Here is a 20,371-nt window from a genome sequence, read left to right on the forward strand (position 1 = left end):
ACACTCTACAGCGTTGGGCTACTGTACGGCGTGTGTCTTCTGAACGGCGTGTAGTAAATCAACGGCATGCAGGATGTGGAATGGAACGGCATCGACTACGCCTCGGGCTGCTGGCGTTCACGCAGCTCATCGTGGCTTTGGACTACAACATCGTGTACGTGGCGCTGCCCGACGTCGGGCGCGCGCTCGGATTCGGCTCGTCGTCGGTGCAGTGGGTGGTCAGCGCCTACGCGGTCGGCCTCGGCGGGCTCCTGCTCTTCGGCGGACGGGCCGTGGACCGGCTCGGCGCGCGCCGGATGTTCATGATCGGCCTCGCGCTCTACGCCGTGTCCTCGCTGGCGGGCGGCCTCGCGCCGGACGCCGGGACGCTGGTCGCCGCGCGGGCCGTCCAGGGAGCGGGCGGCGCGATGCTCAGCCCCGCGACGCTCACCCTCATCTACCGGAGCTTCGCCGAAGGACCCGAGCGCAACCGCGCCCTCGGCGCGTGGGGCATGGCGGGCAGCGCGGGGCTCGCCGCGGGTTCCCTCCTCGGCGGAGTGCTGACGAACTACCTGGGCTGGGAGTGGGTCTTCTTCGTCAACGTGCCGCTGGCGCTCGGCAGTGCCGCGCTCGCGCCGCGCGTGCTGCCCGCCGACCCCGCCCGCACGCCCGGCCCGTTCGACGTGCCGGGGGCGCTGCTCGCCACGGCGGGCTCGGCCCTGCTCGTGTTCGGCCTGGCCAGCGGCCCGGACGCCGGCTGGTTCTCGATCCGCAGCGCGGGCGCGTTCGCGGCCGGCGCCGTGCTGCTGGCGCTGCTGGTCCTGGTCGAGACGCGGACCCGCGATCCGCTGATCCCGCTGCGGCTGGTGCGCGGCCGGAGCCTGTCCACGACGATGGTCGTGATCGCGATCTTCCAGGGGACGCTCGGCGGCGGCTACTTCATCCTGACGACCTACCTGCAGCCCGTGCTCGGCTACAGCTCGCTCGAAGCGGGGCTGACGTTCCTGCCGCTCACGCTCGTCTGCATGATCGCCGCGCTGAAGGCCACCCCGGCGCTGCTCGGACGCTGGGGGATCCGCACGACGCTGGCCCTCTCCATGGCCGGCACCGGCGCGGGCATCGCGGCGCTGGTCGCGGGCACCACGTCCGGCGGCGGCTTCTGGACGCTGCTGCCCGGCTCGGTGATCTGGGGCCTGTTCGGCGGCATCGGCTTCGTCACCCTCTTCGCGTCCGCCGGGGCCGGCGTCGCGCCGCAGGAGCAGGGCGTCGCGTCCGGGCTGGCCAGCACGGCCAAGGAGGTCGGCGGCGCGATGGGCCTGGCGGTCCTCGTCGCGATCGCCACGTCCTCGGCCCAGCCGCTCGAAGGTCTGCACGCCGCCGGCTGGACGGCCGCCGCCGTCACCGTCGCGGGCGGCCTGGTCGCCCTCGTCCTCAAGCCCGCTCGAACCCTTTCCCGACCCGAGAAGTCGATCGAACTCGAAGGAGCCGTCCAGTGAACGTCACCGAACTGATCAACGCCTACCTCGACATCTGGAACGAGCGGGACGCCGCCGCCCGCCTGAAGCTCATGGAATCCGTCCTGTCCGAGGACTCGCTCTACGCGGACCCCGACTACGAGGGCCTTCGCGGACACGCCGCCCTCTCGGACGCGATCGCCCTCGCCCACACCAAGCTCGGCGACCTGCGGTTCAGCCTCGGCGAGCTGATCGGCGTCCACCACGATCGCGCCCTGTTCACCTGGAGGCTCGGCGACGCCGCGACCGGATACGACGTGGTCGAGTTCGCCGGCGGACGCATCCGAAGCGTCATCGGGTTCTTCGCGTGAGCGGCTGAGCGGCGGTCTGGACCGCCGCACCGCAGCGACCCGGCCCCGGCTTCGCCCCCAACTGGTCCGAGGAGGGCTTCACCGACCGGACGATCCGCCAGACCGTCCGGCTCACCCGCGGCGGCGGCGTGCTGCGCGTCAGGCTGTCGAACCGCTACGGCACGACACCCCTGCGCGTCGCGGGCCTGACCATCGCGGCGAGCGCGGGCGGCGCGGCGGCGAAGGGCGACACGCTCGACCCGCGCCACGACTCCGGGGATGGCCTGCACCCGAACGGCGCCGGATACGAGGCGATGGCCGCGGCCGTCGATCTCGACTCGTTGTGAGCGAACCGGCGTCCCGGCCTCGGAGGAAGCCGGGACGCCGGGGCGGTCAGCGGAGGCCGTAGGCGTCGATCAGGGTCTGGTCGACGACTCCGGGGACCTGCGCGCGGAGGGAGACCGTGCCCTTGGGCGGGTTGGTGAAGGTGGCCTTCCAGCCCTGGTCGGTGGCGGTCACCGGGACGGGCTGCCAGGTGGTGCCGCTGTCGGTGGACGTCCACAGCTTGGGCGCACTGGAGGCGGGCAGGGTGTCCGGGGTGAGGGTGATCGTCTGGCGCGCGCTCGCGGCGGCGCGGTTGGAGGCGTCCAGGCCGGGGACGCGGTAGCGGACGACGCCCAGCGGCAGGGTCGCCTTCGGGTCGGTGACGTTGAGGTTCCAGACGATGTGCTGGCGGGTGGAGAGGGCCGACCAGGGGGCGGAGCGGCGGTCGTCCACGGTGAGGGTGTGCGGGCCGGGCTTGGCGGGCTCCCAGCCGTCGAGCACGCCGGGAATGCTGCTGGTCGCGACCATCGCGCCCGAGGCGTCGGTCAGCGTCGTCGTCCCCTGGCTGGACGCGTCGGGGCCGGGACCCGAGATCGTGTCGGCGGTGCTCAGCATCGGCACCTGGACGAAGTTCTGGCCGTCGTGGTCGGGAGTGAAGGTGCCCGCCGACGCGGCGACCGGCGCGGTGTTCCAGGTGCGGGTGTAGCGGCCGGGCGCCGGGAACCGCTCCTGCCGTTCGTAGTAGTCGAGGCTCTGGAACGAGCAGGACGCGTCGGTGAGCCCGCGGTTCAAGTCCCACTTCACGCCCGGCGTGTAGTACTCGACGCGTTCGGCGGGAAGCGCGCCCGGCGCCTCGTAGAGGCCGATCCCAGCTTCGAGGCCCAGGTCCGCCATGGCGTGGCCGCCGACGCACCCGGGAGCGCCCTCGCTCGCGTAGCGGGTGCGGACCCGCGCCATCTCGGCCTCGCGGACATGGACGCTCGGGTCGGCCGGGATGCCCTGCGCCGTCGTGGCGATGTTGTAGGCGTACGGGCTGCCCTTCTCCACGCCGCCGCGCGTCAGGACGGCCAGCACGTGGAACGCGAGGTCACCGCCCGCCGGCTGCGGGGTCACGTACAGGTCGTTCCCGTCGATCTCGGTCATCCACTGGACGTGGTCGCCGAGCCTCTGGGAGATGACGGCGGCGGTCGCGAGCGGCGCTGCGTCCGGACGGTCGGCCGTCACCCGGACGGGACGGGTCGTCCGCGCGTCGAGCGTGAGGGCGGTGTCGGCGGCGATGGTGACCTTGGGCAGGTACATCAGCGCGGCCGAGGTGCGGCCGTCCGGCGCGGTGTCGTAGATCTTGCTGTAGACGATGTACTCGCCGTCCGGAACGGGGCCTTCGGCGTGGCCGTTCTCGACGTCGAGGCCGGTCGGCATGTCGCCGTTCAGCGGCCAGACGTAGAGGCGGCTGTCGCGGTCGGTCGAGGGCGCCTTGCCCTCGCGGTCCAGGACGTCCACCTTCAGGACGTGCTCTCCCGCCGCCTTCTTCAGGTGCGGACGGCGGGCCTTGGCCTCGCCGTCCGAGCCCGTCCGGACGGTGCGCGTGAAGGCTTCGTGCCGCCCCGGCCCGGGCGGCGACGCACTGGCGGGGACCGCCGCTCCCGCGAGGGCCGTGCCCACGGAGAGCGCCGCTGTCGTGGCCGCCACCGCTGCCTTGAAAACCATGCGTTTCCTCTCGCCGGAAAGACGGCGGCGCTGGGCGCGCCGCCGTCACGAGAGGTTCGCCGAAGGGGCCGAAGCCTTTCCCGAGCGGTTCCTAGCGGAGCTCGCGCTTGAGGATCTTGCCGGTCGCGGTCATCGGCAGCTCCTCGCGGAACTCCACGATGCGCGGGTACTTGTAGTTCGCGAACTGCTCCCTGCCCCACGCGATCAGCTCGTCCTCGGTGAGGGACGAGCCGGGCGTGCGGATCACGTACGCCTTGATCTCCTCGCCGTGCGAGTCGTGCGGGACGCCGACGACGGCCACCAGGGAGACGTCCGGGTGGGTCATCAGGACCTCTTCGAGCTCGCGCGGGTACACGTTGTACCCGCCGCGGATGATCATGTCCTTGGACCGGTCGACGATGTAGTAGTAGCCCTCGTCGTCGCGGCGGGCGATGTCGCCGGTGCGGAACCAGCCGTCCCGGATCGCGGCCTCGGTCGCCTCGGGCCGGCCGTAGTAGCCCTTCATGACGTTGTGCCCGCGGATCGCGATCTCGCCGGGGCCCTCGCCCTCGACGTCCTTCCAGTCGTCGGTGATCAGCTTCATCTCGACGCCCCAGATCGGCAGGCCGATCGAGCCCGGCTTGGCCGGACGGTCCGGGCGGTTGAACGACGCCACCGGCGAGGTCTCGGACAGGCCGTAGCCCTCCAGCACCTGGACGCCGAACTTCTCCTTGATGCCGTTCAGCACCTCCATCGGGAGGGCCGCGCCGCCGGACACGGCGACGTTCAGGTTCTCCCGGATGGTGGCGACGTCCTCGGGCGACGTCTCGTGCGTGAGCAGGCCCCAGTACATCGTCGGGACGCCGGCGAAGACGTTCACCTTCTCCTTGACCATCAGCTTGATCGCCTCGTCGGCGTCGAACCGCGGCTGCATGACCATCGTCGCGCGGCGGTAGAGGCTGACGTTCATCACGCAGGTCTGGCCGAAGATGTGGAACAGCGGCAGCGTGACGAGCGTGGTGTCGTGCGCGCTGCGCTTGAAGAGCGTGTCGTCGAGCATCGCGTTCGTCAGCAGGTTGCTGTGCGACAGCTCCGCGCCCTTCGGCTGGCCGGTCGTCCCGCTGGTGTAGATGATCACCGCGGTGTCGGTCGGCTCGGTCGGGTGCGGCTCGAACTCGCCGGACTGGCCCGCCAGCGCGGCCCAGAACAGCTCGGCGCCCTCGATCGGGGACTCGGTCGCGGCCGGGTTCGCGGGCAGCAGGAAGAAGTGCTCGCAGCCCTCGGCCCGCTCGAACCCGGCGTGCCCGGACTCGCCGAGCGGGAGCTGCGGGGTGCCCTCGAAGCAGAAGAACGCCTTCGCGTCCGAGTCGGACAGGTGGTAGGCGATCTCGCGCGGCTTGAGCAGCACGTTCAGCGGGACGACGACCGCGCCCGCCTTGAGCGCCCCGAAGTAGACCATCGGGAAGTAGGGCAGGTTCGGCGAGGAGAGCGCGATCTTGTCGCCCGGCCCGATCCCGCGGGCGCGCAGCAGGTTCGCCACCTGGTTCGCGACCGTGTTGACGAACGTGTAGGAGAGCCTCAGGTCGCCGAAGACGAGGGCGTCGCGGTCGGGCGTCTCGCGGGCGGCGTCCTCCAGCAGGACGGACAGGTTGTACATGGCACTCCTCGCGCCGAAGTCACCAGGCGGTTATTACTGACGAGTTTATGCAGTTTTGCCACATCCTGGCTCATGTCCGCCATGCCGCGCCAGCCCTGACGTGCGGTTCCTTCCTGGAAGGAAGCTGAACGCCCCGCTCGGACGGGTGTGTCGCGATTGGTCGCTAGGCTGGCGGCGAAAACGACAGAGGGGATCGGGCCAGTGCTGATCATTTTCGGCTTCCGGGTCGTGTACTTCACGCTCGCCCGGGGCGTGTTCCACTGCCCGAACTGCGGCGGCGACCGGGACTTCCGCCGCCGCCAGGGACGCAACTTCTTCACCCTGTTCTTCATCCCGGTGCTGCCGCTGAACAAGACCGGCCCCGAGATCGTCGAGTGCGACACCTGCCACGGGCGCTGGACCACCGCCGTCCTCGCCGTCCCGACCAGCGCGCAGCTCTCCACGATGCCGGGCGTGCTGCTGCGGATGGCGATCGTCCAGGTGCTGCGCTCCGGCGACTCCTCGAACGCCGCCGCGCGGGCGCGCGCGGTCGAGGTCGTCCGGCAGGCGGGGATCGAGTACGACGAGGCCGCGCTGGACGCCGACCTCGGCCGCTCCTTCGACGACATCCGCGTCGAGATGGCCCGCTCGGCCGACACCCTCGCCCCCGAGGCCCGCGAGAACATCCTGCGCGCCGCCGCCGAGATCGGCCTGCTGGACGGCCCGCTCACCTTCTCCGAGGAGGAGACGCTGAACGCCGTCGGCGCCGACCTGGCGCTGACCCGCGTCCAGGTCACCGGCGTGCTGTCGCTGGCGCGCGAGTCGTCCGGCCGCTGAGAACCGACGACGGGCCGCCCGCCGTCCCTCCTTCGGGACGGCGGGCGGCCTCGTCGTTGCGCGGCTCAACCGAAGTTGACGTCAGAGCACTGGTAGAACGCGTTGCCGGTGTCGGCGATCGTCCAGACGGCGAGGATCATGTGCCGTCCGTGCTTGGCGGGCAGCGTCCCGGTGTGCGAGACGTCGTACGGCGGGATCTTGCCGTTGTAGTTGACCGTCAGGAACGGCGTCAGGTCGAGCTGGGCGCGGGTGAGCGGCTGCGTCGGGTTCCAGCCGTCCCGCGTGACGAAGTAGCGGAACGAGGTCGTGGCGTGCGCGGCCGTGAGGTGCCAGGTGAAGGTGTAGGACGACCCGGGCGGCACGGACGCCGCGGGCCAGGTGCCGTTGCGGGGATCGTCCAGCGGAGCCCAGCGCGAGTCCCCGGCGGCGCAGATCGTGCCGTCGGCGGGTCCCGCGCTCGGGAACCCCTTCGGCCCCTCGGTGCTCTGCGGCTCCCACTGGATCGGGCCGCAGTTCTTGACGACGCCCTGGTGGCAGAGCAGGGCCCGGCTGGGCGGAGCGGTGGTGTAGCCGTGCGCGAGGGCCGGCGCCGCGCTGAGCAGCGGCAGGCCGAGTCCGGCGACGGCGGCGAGCAGGAGCGTGGTCTTTCTGGGCGCTGTGGGCATGCGCGTCTCCTCGGCGGGGGAGCCCCTCGGGGCGGGGCTCCGGAGCGGTCGCAAGGCCGGGCCGTCCCCTCTCCCGGTCCTTACCGACAAGAAACCTTCCTGTCGGATGCCCGTCAACCCCTGACCGCCCGGCGCCCGGCCGGCACGGCCCTCGCGCGGGCCTGGCGCAAGCCTCGTGCAGGCCGGTCGGTTGTCCCGGAGGGCGCGGGCCTTGCCCCTGCGCTACTCTTGGGGTATGCGAGCCAGGCTGCTCCTTGGACCGCCGCGTTGACGCGACTCTGACACGTCGGCGCGGCGACCCCTCCTGTGCGAGGGGTCTTCTCATGTTCCGGGGCCGGTGCGGCACCGACCCCCGGGACCCACGAACCCCAGGACAGCCGGACATCCCGTTTGAGTTGAGGACCGGAGTAGCGACCGTGAGCAGCGACGAGCAGTACGACCCCCGGGCGGTTCAGGACACGTGGCAGGCACGGTGGGCCGAGCTCCTGCCGTTCGCCGCCGCCGAGGAGGACGACGGCCGCGAGCGTCGCTACGCGCTGGACATGTTCCCCTACCCGTCCGGTGACCTGCACATGGGCCACGCCGAGGCGTTCGCGATCGGCGACGTCCCGGCCCGGTACTGGTTCCAGCGCGGCTTCAACGTGCTGCACCCCATCGGCTGGGACTCCTTCGGCCTGCCCGCCGAGAACGCCGCGATCAAGCGCGACTCGCACCCCGCCGAGTGGACCTACGCCAACATCGAGACGCAGGCCGGGTCGTTCCGCCGGTACGCGCCGTCCTTCGACTGGTCCCGGCGGCTGCACACCTCCGACCCCGAGTACTACCGGTGGACGCAGTGGCTGTTCCTGCGCTTCCACGAGCGCGGCCTGGCCTACCGCAAGGGCGGCCAGGTCAACTGGTGCCCCAACGACCAGACCGTGCTGGCCAACGAGCAGGTCGTCGGCGGGCACTGCGAGCGCTGCGGCGCGCTGGTCGAGAAGCGCGTGCTGACCCAGTGGTACTTCAAGATCACCGACTACGCGGACCGCCTGCTGGACGACATGGACCAGCTGGAGGGCAACTGGCCCGAGCGCGTCCTGCTGATGCAGCGCAACTGGATCGGCCGCTCCACCGGCGCCGACGTCGACTTCGTCATCGAGGGCCGGGACGAGCCGGTCACCGTCTACACCACCCGCCCCGACACCCTGTTCGGCGCGACGTTCATGGTCGTCGCCGCCGACGCCGCGCTGGCCGAGGAGATCGTCGCGCCCGAGCAGCGCGCCGCGTTCGAGGCCTACCGCGACGAGGTCTCCCGCGAGAGCGAGATCGAGCGGCTGTCCACCGAGCGCGAGAAGACCGGCGTCTTCCTGGGCCGCTACGCGGTCAACCCGGTGAACGGCGAGCGCATCCCGGTCTGGGCCGCCGACTACGTGCTGGCCGACTACGGGCACGGCGCGATCATGGCCGTCCCGGCGCACGACCAGCGCGACCTGGACTTCGCGCTGAAGTTCGGGCTGCCGGTCCGCGTCGTGGTCGACACCGGCGAGCCCGACCCGGCCGAGACCGGCGTCGCCACCGCCGGGGACGGCCGGATCGTCAACTCCGGCCCGATCGACGGGCTGTCCAAGGCGGACGGCATCGCCAAGATCATCGAGCTGCTGGCCGAGCGCGGCACCGGCAAGGCGGCGGTGAACTTCCGGCTGCGCGACTGGCTGGTCTCCCGGCAGCGGTTCTGGGGCTGCCCGATCCCGATCGTCCACTGCGAGGCGTGCGGCGAGGTCCCCGTCCCCGACGACCAGCTGCCCGTGACGCTGCCGGACAACCTGCGCGGCGCCGACCTGGCGCCGAAGGGCGAGTCGCCGCTGGCGTCCGCGCACGACTGGGTGAACGTCGAGTGCCCCAAGTGCGGCGGCGCGGCCCGGCGCGACACCGACACCATGGACACCTTCGTCGACTCGTCCTGGTACTACTTCCGGTACTGCTCGCCGCGCTACACCGGCGGGCCGTTCGACGTCGAGGCCGTCCGGAAGTGGATGCCGGTCGACCAGTACACCGGCGGCGTCGAGCACGCCATCCTGCACCTGCTGTACAGCCGGTTCTTCACCAAGGTCCTGTACGACATGGGCATGGTGGACTTCACCGAGCCGTTCCGCCGCCTGATGAACCAGGGCCAGGTCATCCTGAACGGCAGCGGGATGTCCAAGTCCACCGGCAACCTGGTCGACCTGGGCGAGCAGATCGACGAGTTCGGCGTGGACGTCGTCCGGCTGGCGATGCTGTTCTCCGGCCCGCCGGAGGACGACATCGACTGGGCCGACGTCTCCCCGCACGGCATGCTGAAGTTCCTGGGCCGCGTGCACCGCATCGCGTCCGAGGTCCGGGCCGAGCCGGGCGCCGACCCCGCGCTGGGCGACGCCGCGCTGCGCCGCGTCACCCACCGCACGATCGACGAGGTCACCTCGCTGGTCGAGGCGGGCCGGTTCAACGTCGCGATCGCGCGGATCATGGAGCTGGTGTCGGCCGCGCGGCGCGCGATCGACTCCGGCCCGGGCGCCGCGGACCCGGCCGTCCGGGAGGCCGCCGAGACGATCGCGGTCACGCTGTCGCTGTTCGCGCCCTACACCTCCGAGGAGGCGTGGTCGGTGCTGGGCCGGCCCGCCCCGGTCATCAAGGCCGGCTGGCCGCAGGCCGACCCGGCGCTGCTGGTCGAGGAGTCGGTGACCTGCGTCGTGCAGGTCGCGGGCAAGGTCCGCGACCGGCTGGACGTCCCGCCCGCGATCGCCGCCGACGAACTGGAGCGGCTGGCGCTGGACTCGGCCAAGGTCCGGGAGGCGCTGGGCGGCGCGGAGATCGCCAAGGTCATCGTCCGCGCCCCGAAGATCGTGAACATCGTGCCGAAGCGCTGACGCCGGTTTCGTCCCGGCTCTCCCGGAGATCACTGCTCCCGGCGGTCGATCTCCGGGAGGGGCTGTGGGCGAGGCGTTGGCACTGGCGGCGGCGGTCGGTTTCGGCACCACGCACTTCCTGAGCGGCCTGCTGTCCCGCCGCGTGGACGCGACGGCCGTGGCGCTCGTCGCCCAGCTCGGCGGCACGCTCATCGCCCTGCTGGCCGCGCCCTGGTTCGCCGCGCCGCACGTCACGCCCGGCGACCTGGCCTGGGGCGCGCTCTCCGGAGTGGGGACGGGCGTCGGCGTGGCGTTCCTCTACCGCGCGCTGGGGGAGGGCGACTTCAGCGTCGTCGTGCCGCTGAGCGACGTGGCGGCCGTGGCGCTCCCGGTGCTCGTCGGGGTGCTGGTGCTGTCCGAACGTCCGGGCGCGTTCGCCTGGGTGGGGATGGCCGCGGCCATCCCGGCGCTGTACCTGGTCGCTCGTCCGGCCGCGTCGTCGCAGGCCTCTGCCGATGCGGGAAAGCAGGGCGGGGGTTCGCGGGGCGGAGGTTCGCGGGGCCGGGGTTCGCGGAGCTCGGCGTTGCGGGGCGGAGGTTCACGGGACTGGGCGTCGTTCGTGCGGGTGGGCGGTTCTGCGGGGACGCGGGACGCGCTGGTCGCGGGGGTCGCGTTCGCGGTCCAGTTCGTCGCGCTCGCGCGGACGGGAAGCGACGCGGGGCTGTGGCCGCTCGTCGCGTCGCGGGTGGCGTCCGTCGTGGCGATCTTGCCGATGGCGTCCGCGATGTGGCGCGAGGCCGACGAACCGGCGCGGCAACGGGTGCTCGCCTCGCAGACGGTGTGGCATGTGCGCGAGCCCGAAGACGGGCGATCGGCGGCGGAAGAGCGCGCGCGTGCGAAACGGGGGCTGGCGCGCGTGCGCATGAGTGCGGGGACGGTAGCGGGCGCGCTGGGCACGGGCATGCTGGGCACGGTCGCGATGACGCTGTACCTGCTCGCGACCCACGAGCAGCTCATGACGCTCGCGGTCGTGCTGACCGCGCTCTACCCGGTCATCCCGGTGGTGCTGGGCCTCGGCGTGCTCCGCGAACGCGTCGGACGCGCCCAGGTCGCCGGGCTCGGCTTCGCCGCCGCGGCGATCGCCCTGATCAGCCTCGGGTGAGCCGCCGGGAGGCGAGCCGGTGAGCCGAATGCGCGCCCGCTCTCGGCCCGTCCATGCCCGGGGAGACCGGGAGTCGGACGGGCGCTGCTGAGCGGACGCGCACCGGAGGACGTGCGGGCGCCGGGGGCGGCTACATCTTGCGCAGGACGGCGACCACGCGGCCGAGGACGCTCGCCTCGTCGCCGGGGATCGGGTCGTAGGCCGCGTTGGCCGGCATCAGCCAGATGTGCCCGTCGCGGCGCTTGAAGGTCTTCACGGTGGCCTCGCCGTCGATCATGGCGGCCACGATGTCGCCCTGCTCGGCGACCGGCTGCTGCCGGACGACGACCCAGTCGCCGTCGGCGATGGCGGCCTCGATCATCGAGTCGCCGGTGACCTTCAGCAGGAAGTGCGTGCCCTCGCCGACCAGCTGCTTCGGCAGCGCGAACACGTCCTCGACGGCCTCCTCGGCGAGGATCGGGCCACCGGCGGCGATCCGGCCGACGAGCGGGACGTACGCGGGCGCGGTGCGGCCGGCCGAGTCCACGACGCCGGGCGACTCGAAGGTCTCGTCCTCGGTGCGGACGGGGGTCGCGCCCGGCACCCGGACCTCCACGGCGCGCGGCCGGTTCGGGTCGCGGCGCAGGTACCCCTTGCGCTGGAGCGCGCGGAGCTGGTGCGACACGCTGGAGGTGCTGGTCAGCCCGACCGCCTCGCCGATCTCGCGCATCGACGGCGGATAGCCGCGCCGGGTCACCGAGTCGCGGATGACCTCCAGCACCATGCGCTGGCGCTGGGTCAGGCCGCTCTCGTCGCTCGGACCGTCGGGCAGCTCCCGGACCTTGCTGCTCATCGCTCGTTCGCCTCCCGGCGCGTCGCTCCGTCACTCCTCGTCACGGCACGATATCGCGGATCCGCTTGATGATCAAACAATTGTTCGAAGATGGTCCTCGATTTCCGTCCCGGCGTGCGCTACAACATCGTACATGCGTTCGATCGAAATTATTTTCGATCAGCGGTGGCGGGCGGCACGTGGCGAAGGGGGTCGACATGGCGGCGCAAATGCCTCACAGGGGACGGGTGGCCGCGGGCGATCCCGTTTGGCTGCGCCATAAAGGCCCGCGTCCGCGCACTCACCTCCGACTCGTCCACCCATTGCCCGAAAGCCCACCCGCGCCCGTGGTCGGGACGCCTCCGGCTCGCCGTCCCGATGTTCAGCGGCCTCCGGCTCGCCGGTCCGCGGTCGGGCGGCCACCGGTTCGCCTGTCCGCGGTCGATGGGATGCGTGGGTCCGAGGTCGATCGGGTTCGGGTTCGCGGGCGCGCGCGTGACGGAGTCGTGCGGGGTGACGCCGCGCGGGGCGAAGTCGTGCGGGGCGGGGTGGCGCGGGGCGGAGTGCGGTTGACGCGGCGGGGGCGGGTCGTGGTGGTCGTGTTCGCGGCGGCGGTCGTGCTGCTCGCGCTGTGGGGCGCGGGGGCGCTGGTGGCGCGGGCGGGCGGGGGAGATCATCCGGCGCGTCCGGTGCCGGACGCCCCTAAGGTTGTCCAGGTCGAGGTGCGGCCCGGCGACACCCTGTGGGGCATCGCCGAGCGGGCCGAGCCCCGCGCGGACACGCGCCGGACCGTCCAGCGGATCCTGAGGCTGAACGGCCTCCCGGAGGACGCGCTCGTCCAGCCGGGCCAGCGCCTCCGCGTGCCCGCCTCCTGAACGTGCCGCCGGACGGTCGCGTCCGGCCGGACGGCGCCGGCGACACGCGCGGGAAGCGAGCCGTCGCGGGTCGTGTTCTCGCAGGTCGTAGCCGGTTTGGCGGTGACGGTCGGTGAGCGCGCGGGCGCGACACGCCGGAGGTTCCGGCGGCAGGCTCGGTGTGACCAGGGTCTACGCGTGGGGCGCGCGTTCCAGGTTGCGCAGCCGTCCGGCGCGCTCTACGGTTGACCACAACATCTAGTAGTTACACGGACGTCATTAACCACAAGTTGTGTCTTGTGCGGACGGTTCCGTGGACGTGGTTTGACCGTCGGGAGAGGGAGGGACGCGTGCACTGCCCGTTCTGCCGCAATCCCGACACCAAGGTGATCGACAGCCGTTCCACCGACGACGGGGCCGCCATCCGGCGCCGCCGGTCGTGCCCGGAGTGCGGCAAGCGGTTCACCACCCAGGAGAACGTCCTGCTCATGGTGGCCAAGCGCAGCGGGGTCACCGAGCCGTTCTCCCGCGAGAAGATCGTCGCCGGGGTGCGCCGGGCCTGCCAGGGCCGCCCGGTCGACGAGGACGCGCTGGCCAAGCTCGGCCAGCGGGTCGAGGAGGCGCTGCGCGCGACCGGAGCGGCCGAGATCCCCTCGCATGAGGTGGGGCTGGCCATCCTGGGTCCGCTCGGAGAGCTGGACGAGGTCGCCTACCTGCGGTTCGCCTCGGTGTACCGGAGCTTCGAGTCGCTGGACGACTTCGCGCGCGAGATCGAGGCACTGCGCCGGGCGGCCGGCGGTTCCGACCCCGGCGAGGCCCGAGCGGGCGGGTCCGGAGCGCCGGACGGCCCGGACGGCCCGGGGGACGCCACGGGGGGACGTTCCCCCGGCGGTGGCGCGGCGGCGGCCGAGGCCGCCCCGCAAGGCGCGGGAGAGCGACCTCCCGCGGGCGGCGGCGCGTCCCGCTAGGGGCGCGGACCGCATCGCGACAACAGATCACGGCATCGCGACAACAGACTTCAGCAGCGGTTTTTCAGCGCCCGGGGCGGGATGAGGCGGCCCCTGGACGGCGTTTTACCTGGACAGGGCCCCCGGCGGGCGGGCCCGAGAGGGGGAGGGTTCATGACGGAGACGGTGAGCGGCTCGGCGGCCAAGCGCGGCAAGGGGGGCCGCAAGGGCCTGAAGGTCGAGCGGATCTTCACCACGCCCGGCGTCCACCCGTACGACGAGATCACCTGGGAGCGCCGGGACGTCGTCATGACCAACTGGCGCGACGGCTCGGTCAACTTCGAGCAGCGCGGCGTGGAGTTCCCCGACTTCTGGTCGGTGAACGCCGTCAACATCGTCACCTCGAAGTACTTCCGCGGCGCGGTCGGCACGCCGCAGCGCGAGCACAGCCTGAAGCAGCTCATCGACCGGGTCGTCCGGATGTACGTGACGACCGGCGTCGAGCACGGCTACTTCGCCTCGGACGCCGACGCCGAGATCTTCGAGCACGAGCTGACCCACGCCCTGGCGCACCAGATGTTCAGCTTCAACTCGCCGGTGTGGTTCAACGTCGGGACGAACGCGCCGCAGCAGGTCTCGGCGTGCTTCATCCTGTCGGTGGACGACACGATGGAGTCGATCCTCGACTGGTACAAGGAAGAGGGGATCATCTTCAAGGGCGGTTCGGGCGCGGGCCTGAACCTGTCCCGGATCCGCTCGTCCAAGGAGCTGCTGTCGTCCGGCGGCACCGCGTCCGGCCCGGTGTCGTTCATGCGCGGCGCGGACGCCTCCGCCGGGACGATCAAGTCGGGCGGCGCGACCCGCCGGGCCGCCAAGATGGTCGTGCTCGACGTGGACCACCCCGACATCGCCGAGTTCATCGACACCAAGGCGCGCGAGGAGGACAAGATCCGCGCGCTCCGGGACGCCGGGTTCGACATGGACCTCGGCGGCAAGGACATCAACTCGGTCCAGTACCAGAACGCCAACAACTCCGTCCGCGTCTCCGACGAGTTCATGCGCGCGGTCGAGACCGACGGCGAGTTCGGGCTGCGCGGCCGGCTGAACGGCGAGGTCATCGAGACCATCAAGGCCAAGGACCTGTTCCGCCGGATGGCGCAGGCCGCCTGGGAGTGCGCCGACCCGGGCATCCAGTACGACGACACGATCAACGACTGGCACACCAACCCCGAGACCGGCCGGATCACCGCGTCCAACCCGTGCTCGGAGTACATGTCGCTGGACAACTCGTCCTGCAACCTCGCCTCCATCAACCTGCTGAAGTTCCTGCGCGCCGACGGCACCTTCGACGTGCAGAACTTCGTCAAGATGACCGAGCTGATCATCACCGCGATGGACATCTCGATCACCTTCGCCGACTTCCCGACCGAGAAGATCGGCGAGACGACCCGGGACTACCGCCAGCTCGGCATCGGCTACGCCAACCTCGGCGCGCTGCTGATGGCGACCGGCCACGCCTACGACTCCGAGGGCGGCCGCTCGCTCGCCGCGACGATCACGTCCCTGATGACCGGCGTCGCCTACCGCCGCTCCGCCGAGATCGCGGGCGTCGTCGGCCCGTACGCGGGCTACGCCCGCAACGCCGACGCGCACAAGCGCGTGATGCGCAAGCACGCCGCGGCCAACGACGAGATCCGCACGCTGGACGAGATCGACAAGGCCATCCACGCCGCCGCGACCAAGCAGTGGCAGGAGTGCCTCAAGACCGGCGAGAAGAACGGCTACCGCAACGCGCAGGCGTCGCTGCTCGCGCCGACCGGCACCATCGGCCTGATGATGGACTGCGACACCACCGGCATCGAGCCGGACCTCGCGCTGATGAAGTTCAAGAAGCTCGTCGGCGGCGGCTCCATGCAGATCGTCAACCTGACCGTGCCGCGCGCCCTCGCCAAGCTCGGCTACCAGCAGGAGCAGATCGAGGCGATCGTCGAGTACATCGCCGAGCACGGTCACGTCGTGGACGCGCCGGGCCTGCGCCCCGAGCACTACGAGGTGTTCGACTGCGCGATGGGCGAGCGCGCGATCTCCCCGATGGGGCACGTCCGGATGATGGCGGCCGTCCAGCCGTTCCTGTCCGGCGCGATCTCCAAGACGGTCAACATGCCCGAGCAGGCGACCGTCGAGGACATCGAGAAGGTCTACTACGAGGGCTGGAAGCTCGGCCTGAAGGCCCTGGCGATCTACCGCGACAACTGCAAGGTCGGCCAGCCGCTGTCCGCCGCGGGCAAGAAGGAGGAGCCGAAGGCCGAGACCGCCGCGGCGCCGGTCGAGGTGCGGCCCGTCCGCAAGCGGCTGCCGAAGCAGCGTCCGGCGATGGTCACCCGGTTCTCCGTCGCGGGCGCCGAGGGCTACATGACCGCCTCGTCCTACCCGGACGACGGCCTCGGCGAGGTCTTCCTCAAGCTCGGCAAGCAGGGCTCGACCCTCGCCGGCGTGATGGACGCCTTCTCCATGGCGATCTCCATCAGCCTCCAGTACGGCGTGCCGCTGGAGACCTGGGTCGAGAAGTTCACCAACATGCGCTTCGAGCCGGCGGGCATGACCGACGACCCGGACATCCGCATGGCGACCTCGGTGATGGACTACATCTTCCGCCGCCTCGCCCTGGACCACCTCGACTTCGAGACCCGCTCCGAGCTCGGCATCCTGTCCGCCGCCGAGCGCGCGATGCAGGCCAACGGCGAGGACCCGGCGTCCCTGCACGCTCCGGACGCCGAGACCGAGCGCGAGATCCTGGCCCAGTCCGCCGAGATCACCCGCGCCCCGGCCCCGGCCCCGTCCGCTCCGGCGCCGTCCGCGCCGCACTCGTCGGTCGAGGTCATCGAGTCGCGCCAGGGCCGCACCGCCGACGCTCCGCTCTGCCTGACCTGCGGCACCAAGATGCGGCCCGCGGGCAGCTGCTACGTCTGCGAGGGCTGCGGCTCCACCAGCGGCTGCAGCTGACGCTCGGCAGAGTCGCCGCGAATGCGGCGTTCGGCCTGAGCCGTTAGGCCATAGCGCCTGACGCTGAGGGGGACCCGGAGGTGATCCGGGTCCCCCTCAGCCTGTTTCGGGACTCCTGCTCGTCACCTGCGGTACCAGGTGGCGGATTCCCAATCCTGTTTCGGGACTCCTGCTCATCACCTGCGGTACCAGGTGGCGGATTCCCAATCCTGCCGGTCGCGTTCGTAGACCTCCGCGGGGGCGAACAGGTCGGTCGCGCCGGTGAAACGCAGGAACTCCGGGTCGAGGCAGTTGTCCCAGTCGTCGGCGGCGCGGTGATGCCAGCTGGGGCCTGTTTCGTAGTAGCGCTCGACGGCCTGGAACGACGCGGAATGAACGAGCCGGCCCCGCCAGCGGTATTCGATCGACGTGGCGGTCGAATCGCGGGCGGTGAGAGCGGCGAGCCAGGACGGGTCGATGCCCGTCAATTCATCGCCGTTCGTGGTCGGGGTGGTCGGTGTGGGAAACGGCAGGTCGGCCGGGTCGGGGTCCGGCACGTCCGTCGTTGGCGTCGCGCAAGGTCCGACGTCAGCGGAACGGTCATTACCGGTCCGATAACTGCCTGCGACCTCCACGCACCAGGCTCCCTCACGACGCTGCCACGACGTTTCCGGAACCATCGGCGGCTGCCCGTCCGCGGTGACCACGCGCACCTCGTCGAAACCGTATCGGCAGAACCGGCGCGGGCCGTCGTTGACGTCGTCCTGCCAGATCACGTCCTCCGAGCCGCCCTCGTCGTAATGCCGTCCCCAGATCGTGCTGTAGTGGCTGCCGACATAGTCGCTGCAGAAAGACACGATGTCGGGGCTCTTTCCAGAGCCGTACTGGATGTCGGCGTAACGGCCCTGGGGACCGCGCCGGATGGAGACCGGAACCCAATAGGATCCGTTGCGTCCGAGCAACATCCAGGCGATCCACTGCGCCTCGACCTCGTTGATCTGATCGTCGGGCCGCGCGTGGACGCGGACGAAGTCCGTGTAGATGTTGGACACCAGCCGATTATCGCTGCACGACGACGCGCCCTTCACCTGCCGGCCATCGAATGCGTCCTGGCGGTTCTGTGACGGGGTACTTCGGGCAGGTGCGTCGTGTCGGGGGAAGGGGGGACGGGCGTGATGAGGTGGGCGGAAACGGGTGCGGGGGACGGGCCGGGCTTGGTTTACTGATCTTCACGGGTGTACAGCGGCACAGCGGGGAACGAGGAGAACATGGCGGAACCGACCGAGCTGCCCTCCGTGCGGTCGGAGCAGTGGCGTCCTTCGGAGTTCGAGGAGCGGACGCCCTCGGTGGCCCGGATGTACGACTTCCTGCTCGGCGGCAAGGACAATCTCGGCGTGGACCGGGAACGTGCCACCGAGGCGGTGCGCGCCGATCCGCTGTTCCCGCGGGTCGTGCGGGAGAACCGGGCGTTCCTGGGACGCGTGGTGCGGTTCCTCGCCGAGGAGTGCGGCATCGACCAGTTCCTCGACATCGGCACCGGGCTGCCGACGCAGGACAACGTCCACCAGATCGCGCAGCGGATCAATCCGGACGCGAGCGTCGTGTACGTGGACAACGATCCCGTCGTGCTCGCGCACGGGCGGGCGCTGCTCGCCGACAACGACCGGACCACGGTGATCCAGGCGGACCTGCGGGACCCGGGCGAGATCCTCGCGCATCCGGACGTGCGGCGGCTGCTCGACCTGGACCGTCCGGTGGCGCTGCTGCTGCTGGCGATCCTGCACTTCGTGCCGGACGCCGCGGAGCCGGCCGCGATCCTGGACGAGCTGCGCGCCGCGCTGCCGAGCGGCAGCTACCTGGCGATCACGCACGGCTCGCCGGACCTGCGTCCCGACGTCGTGCACCGGCTGGAGGAGATCTACTCCCGGACGGCCTCGCCCGCGCTCGCGCGGTCGCGCGAGGACGTGCAGCGCTTCTTCGGCGACTTCGAGATGGTCGAGCCGGGGCTGGTGTGGGTGCCGTGGTGGCGTCCCGAGCAGCAGCCCGCGGACGACTCGGACCTGGTCTGGTTCCTCGGGGGAGTCGGGCGCAAGCCGTGACGGTGAGGTAGGTGAGGGCCGGGATTGTTTCCCGGCCCTTTTTCATTTGGCGTCGAGCTGCGCGGTGATCAGCGCGTGGAGGGCCGCCTTCAGGCGGTCGGGGCCCTGGTCGGTGAGCTGGGCGAGGATCGGGTCGCTGTGCAGGGCGCCGAGGATGAGGTGCGCGAGGGTGTCGGCGTCCACGGCCGGGTTCTCGGCGCGCAGCAGCGTGCTGATGTGGCCGTGCCAGAACTCGTAGACGGCGTGCGGGTTCGGCTGGCTCCGGTGGTACTCCTCGCTGGACGGCACGGTCACGCCGGAGCGGGCGAGCTCGGCGAGCAGGCTCTTGTTGCGGCTGACGACGTCCACGATCGCGGCCACGAAGGCGAGCAGGCGCTCGCGGTCCGGGGCGCCCTCGCCGAGCGGCGGCGGGCCGGTGCGGACGGCGTCCTCCAGCGCGTGCGCGCGCTCGACCATGAGCGCCAGCATCAGCCCGGCGCGGTTCCCGAAGCGGTGGAAGACCGTCCCCTTGGCGACGCCGGACGCCGCCGCGACCCGCTCCATCGAGATGTCCTGCGGGCGGTGCTCGGCGAGCAGCCGCTCGGTGGCGGCCAGGATCGCGCGCCGGTTGCGGGCCGCGTCGGCACGTTCGGTGGGCACGGGGCGTCCTTCCCGTAGACAAGTTGACCGGCGGTCAAGTAGCGTCCAAGTTGACCGATGGTTCAGTTTAGCGGGCGGGCCGATCGCGGCCGTCCGGAGGAGGCATCATGCGACACGTGCGCTATCACGCCCACGGTGGCCCCGAAGTGCTCGCGGTCGAGGAGGCCGGCGTCCCCGAGCCCGGGCCGGGGCAGGTGCTTGTGCGGGCCGAGGTGATCGGCGCGAACTACGTGGACGTTCAGCTCAGGCGGGAGACCGACCCGTCCTCGATCTGGTACCGGGAGCTGCCCGGCACGCTGACCGGCGACGTCGTCGGGACGGTCGAACGGACCGGCGCGGACGTCGATCCGGGCCTGACCGGAAAGCGGGTGGCCGCCGTTTCGGTCGACGCCTGGTCCGATGCGGTCCTCCTGGACGCCGACTGGCTCGTCCCGGTACCGGATGGTCTGGACGCCGCCGAGGCGAGCCTGCTGCCGCTCGCCGGCGCCGTCGCGCTCGGCTGCCTCACCGTCGGACGCGTCGCCGCCGGGGAGACCGTCCTGGTCACGGCGGGCGCGGGCACGATCGGGCACCTCGCCGTGCAGCTCGCGCGGCTCCGCGGGGCCGGGACGGTCATCGCGACCGCGGGCTCGCCCGAGAAGCGGGACCTGCTGGCCGACCTCGGCGCGGACGCCGTCATCGACCACACGGCCGCCGACTGGGACGAGCAGGTCAAGGCCGCCGCGCCCGAAGGCGTCCACCTCGCGCTCGACGCCATCGGCGGCGACGCGCTGCACCGCACGCTCAACCTGCTCGCCCCGTTCGGACGGGCCGTCGTCTACGGCGCGTCCGCCGGAGACCTGACGAGCGTGCCCGTGACCAGCGTCTTCGCGCTTCGGTCGGTCATCGGCTTCGCGCTCCTCCCGTACCGGCTCGCCCGTCCCGAGCAGGCCCGCGCCGACCTGGACGAGCTCACCGAGCTGCTGCGCTCGGGCAAGCTGCGCGGGGTGATCGGCGCGCGCGTCCCGCTGGACGAGCCCGTGCGCGCGCACCGGCTGCTCGAAGAGCGCGCCGTGCTCGGCCGCCTCGTCCTGGAGCCGTAA

The 20,371-nt window shown here is 71.6% G+C and carries 16 protein-coding genes and 1 pseudogene; 11 read left to right on the top strand and 6 right to left on the bottom strand.

Annotated features, from left to right (window positions below; all coding sequences use genetic code 11):
• Positions 1-80 precede the first annotated feature (80 nt).
• The 3 genes from ACFPCY_RS39460 to ACFPCY_RS39470 all read left to right on the top strand — a co-directional run bounded on the left by ACFPCY_RS39460 (position 81) and on the right by ACFPCY_RS39470 (position 2,130).
• Complete coding sequence (locus ACFPCY_RS39460) at positions 81-1,475, top strand: MFS transporter (protein ID WP_378264346.1); 1,395 nt, start codon at positions 81-83, stop codon at positions 1,473-1,475.
• Positions 1,472-1,804 (top strand): nuclear transport factor 2 family protein, encoded by a 333-nt coding sequence (locus ACFPCY_RS39465; RefSeq protein ID WP_378264348.1) that lies wholly within the window; start codon positions 1,472-1,474, stop codon positions 1,802-1,804. The genes ACFPCY_RS39460 and ACFPCY_RS39465 overlap by 4 nt, the downstream gene beginning before the upstream one ends.
• 128 nt (positions 1,805-1,932) lie before the next feature.
• Complete coding sequence (locus ACFPCY_RS39470; protein ID WP_378264350.1) at positions 1,933-2,130, top strand: hypothetical protein; 198 nt, start codon at positions 1,933-1,935, stop codon at positions 2,128-2,130.
• A 46-nt stretch (positions 2,131-2,176) separates the two neighbouring features.
• On the opposite strand, the gene ACFPCY_RS39475 is transcribed toward ACFPCY_RS39470, so the two are convergent.
• Both ACFPCY_RS39475 and ACFPCY_RS39480 read right to left on the bottom strand, forming a co-directional pair.
• On the bottom strand, positions 2,177-3,814 hold the full coding sequence (locus tag ACFPCY_RS39475; protein WP_378264352.1) for a hypothetical protein: 1,638 nt from the start codon (positions 3,812-3,814) through the stop codon (positions 2,177-2,179).
• A gap of 91 nt (positions 3,815-3,905) precedes the next feature.
• The gene (locus ACFPCY_RS39480) at positions 3,906-5,450 is read right to left on the bottom strand and encodes a long-chain-fatty-acid--CoA ligase (protein ID WP_378264354.1); all 1,545 of its coding nucleotides are present in this window, start codon (positions 5,448-5,450) and stop codon (positions 3,906-3,908) included.
• 201 nt (positions 5,451-5,651) lie between these two features.
• On the opposite strand from ACFPCY_RS39480, the gene ACFPCY_RS39485 reads away from it, so the two are divergent.
• Positions 5,652-6,266 carry a zinc ribbon domain-containing protein gene (locus ACFPCY_RS39485; protein WP_378264356.1) on the top strand — a complete coding sequence of 205 codons (615 nt, stop codon included), beginning with the start codon at positions 5,652-5,654 and terminating at the stop codon, positions 6,264-6,266.
• Positions 6,267-6,331: 65 nt separating this feature from the next.
• Here ACFPCY_RS39485 and ACFPCY_RS39490 read toward each other — a convergent pair whose 3' ends face one another.
• Positions 6,332-6,931, bottom strand: a complete 600-nt coding sequence (locus ACFPCY_RS39490) for a lytic polysaccharide monooxygenase auxiliary activity family 9 protein (RefSeq protein ID WP_378264358.1) — start codon at positions 6,929-6,931, stop codon at positions 6,332-6,334.
• Positions 6,932-7,326: 395 nt separating this feature from the next.
• Between ACFPCY_RS39490 and leuS the strand changes: the two genes are divergently transcribed.
• Positions 7,327-9,816: a leucine--tRNA ligase gene (leuS, locus tag ACFPCY_RS39495; RefSeq protein WP_378264360.1), complete on the top strand. Its 2,490-nt coding sequence runs from the start codon at positions 7,327-7,329 to the stop codon at positions 9,814-9,816.
• A gap of 64 nt (positions 9,817-9,880) precedes the next feature.
• Entirely contained in the window at positions 9,881-10,957 is a 1,077-nt protein-coding gene (locus ACFPCY_RS39500) for an EamA family transporter (protein ID WP_378264362.1), read from the top strand.
• 130 nt (positions 10,958-11,087) lie between these two features.
• Here ACFPCY_RS39500 and lexA read toward each other — a convergent pair whose 3' ends face one another.
• Positions 11,088-11,789, bottom strand: coding sequence for a transcriptional repressor LexA (lexA, locus tag ACFPCY_RS39505; RefSeq protein ID WP_378264364.1), 702 nt, complete (start codon positions 11,787-11,789; stop codon positions 11,088-11,090).
• Positions 11,790-12,337: 548 nt separating this feature from the next.
• Here lexA and ACFPCY_RS39510 point away from each other — a divergent pair.
• From ACFPCY_RS39510 to ACFPCY_RS39520, 3 genes and pseudogenes are all read left to right on the top strand, one after another.
• Positions 12,338-12,643, top strand: a complete 306-nt coding sequence (locus tag ACFPCY_RS39510; RefSeq protein ID WP_378264366.1) for a LysM peptidoglycan-binding domain-containing protein — start codon at positions 12,338-12,340, stop codon at positions 12,641-12,643.
• Positions 12,644-12,972: 329 nt separating this feature from the next.
• A pseudogene (nrdR, locus tag ACFPCY_RS39515) lies at positions 12,973-13,425 on the top strand (transcriptional regulator NrdR); the annotation flags it as partial.
• Between the two features lie 318 nt (positions 13,426-13,743).
• A complete protein-coding gene (locus tag ACFPCY_RS39520; RefSeq protein ID WP_378264370.1) occupies positions 13,744-16,572 on the top strand; it encodes a vitamin B12-dependent ribonucleotide reductase in 2,829 nt (942 codons plus the stop codon).
• 176 nt (positions 16,573-16,748) lie between these two features.
• Here the strand turns inward: ACFPCY_RS39520 and ACFPCY_RS39525 are convergent, their stop codons facing one another.
• A complete protein-coding gene (locus ACFPCY_RS39525) occupies positions 16,749-17,603 on the bottom strand; it encodes a hypothetical protein (protein WP_378264372.1) in 855 nt (284 codons plus the stop codon).
• A 216-nt stretch (positions 17,604-17,819) separates the two neighbouring features.
• On the opposite strand from ACFPCY_RS39525, the gene ACFPCY_RS39530 reads away from it, so the two are divergent.
• A complete protein-coding gene (locus tag ACFPCY_RS39530; RefSeq protein ID WP_378264374.1) occupies positions 17,820-18,650 on the top strand; it encodes an SAM-dependent methyltransferase in 831 nt (276 codons plus the stop codon).
• Between the two features lie 42 nt (positions 18,651-18,692).
• Here the strand turns inward: ACFPCY_RS39530 and ACFPCY_RS39535 are convergent, their stop codons facing one another.
• Complete coding sequence (locus tag ACFPCY_RS39535) at positions 18,693-19,289, bottom strand: TetR/AcrR family transcriptional regulator (RefSeq protein WP_378264376.1); 597 nt, start codon at positions 19,287-19,289, stop codon at positions 18,693-18,695.
• Between the two features lie 107 nt (positions 19,290-19,396).
• On the opposite strand from ACFPCY_RS39535, the gene ACFPCY_RS39540 reads away from it, so the two are divergent.
• Positions 19,397-20,371 carry a quinone oxidoreductase family protein gene (locus ACFPCY_RS39540; protein ID WP_378264378.1) on the top strand — a complete coding sequence of 325 codons (975 nt, stop codon included), beginning with the start codon at positions 19,397-19,399 and terminating at the stop codon, positions 20,369-20,371.

It is taken from the genome of Actinomadura gamaensis (assembly GCF_042652125.1).
GTDB lineage: Bacteria > Actinomycetota > Actinomycetes > Streptosporangiales > Streptosporangiaceae > Spirillospora > Spirillospora gamaensis.

Bases quoted from the DNA above. Each gene is read 5' to 3' on its own strand.
- ACFPCY_RS39475 (WP_378264352.1), bottom strand. From the start codon at position 3,814: ATGGTTTTCAAGGCAGCGGTGGCGGCCACGACAGCGGCGCTCTCCGTG.
- lexA (WP_378264364.1), bottom strand. From the start codon at position 11,789: ATGAGCAGCAAGGTCCGGGAGCTGCCCGACGGTCCGAGCGACGAGAGC.
- ACFPCY_RS39530 (WP_378264374.1), top strand. From the start codon at position 17,820: ATGGCGGAACCGACCGAGCTGCCCTCCGTGCGGTCGGAGCAGTGGCGT.
- ACFPCY_RS39480 (WP_378264354.1), bottom strand. From the start codon at position 5,450: ATGTACAACCTGTCCGTCCTGCTGGAGGACGCCGCCCGCGAGACGCCC.
- ACFPCY_RS39540 (WP_378264378.1), top strand. From the start codon at position 19,397: ATGCGACACGTGCGCTATCACGCCCACGGTGGCCCCGAAGTGCTCGCG.
- ACFPCY_RS39460 (WP_378264346.1), top strand. From the start codon at position 81: ATGGAACGGCATCGACTACGCCTCGGGCTGCTGGCGTTCACGCAGCTC.
- ACFPCY_RS39490 (WP_378264358.1), bottom strand. From the start codon at position 6,931: ATGCCCACAGCGCCCAGAAAGACCACGCTCCTGCTCGCCGCCGTCGCC.
- ACFPCY_RS39520 (WP_378264370.1), top strand. From the start codon at position 13,744: ATGACGGAGACGGTGAGCGGCTCGGCGGCCAAGCGCGGCAAGGGGGGC.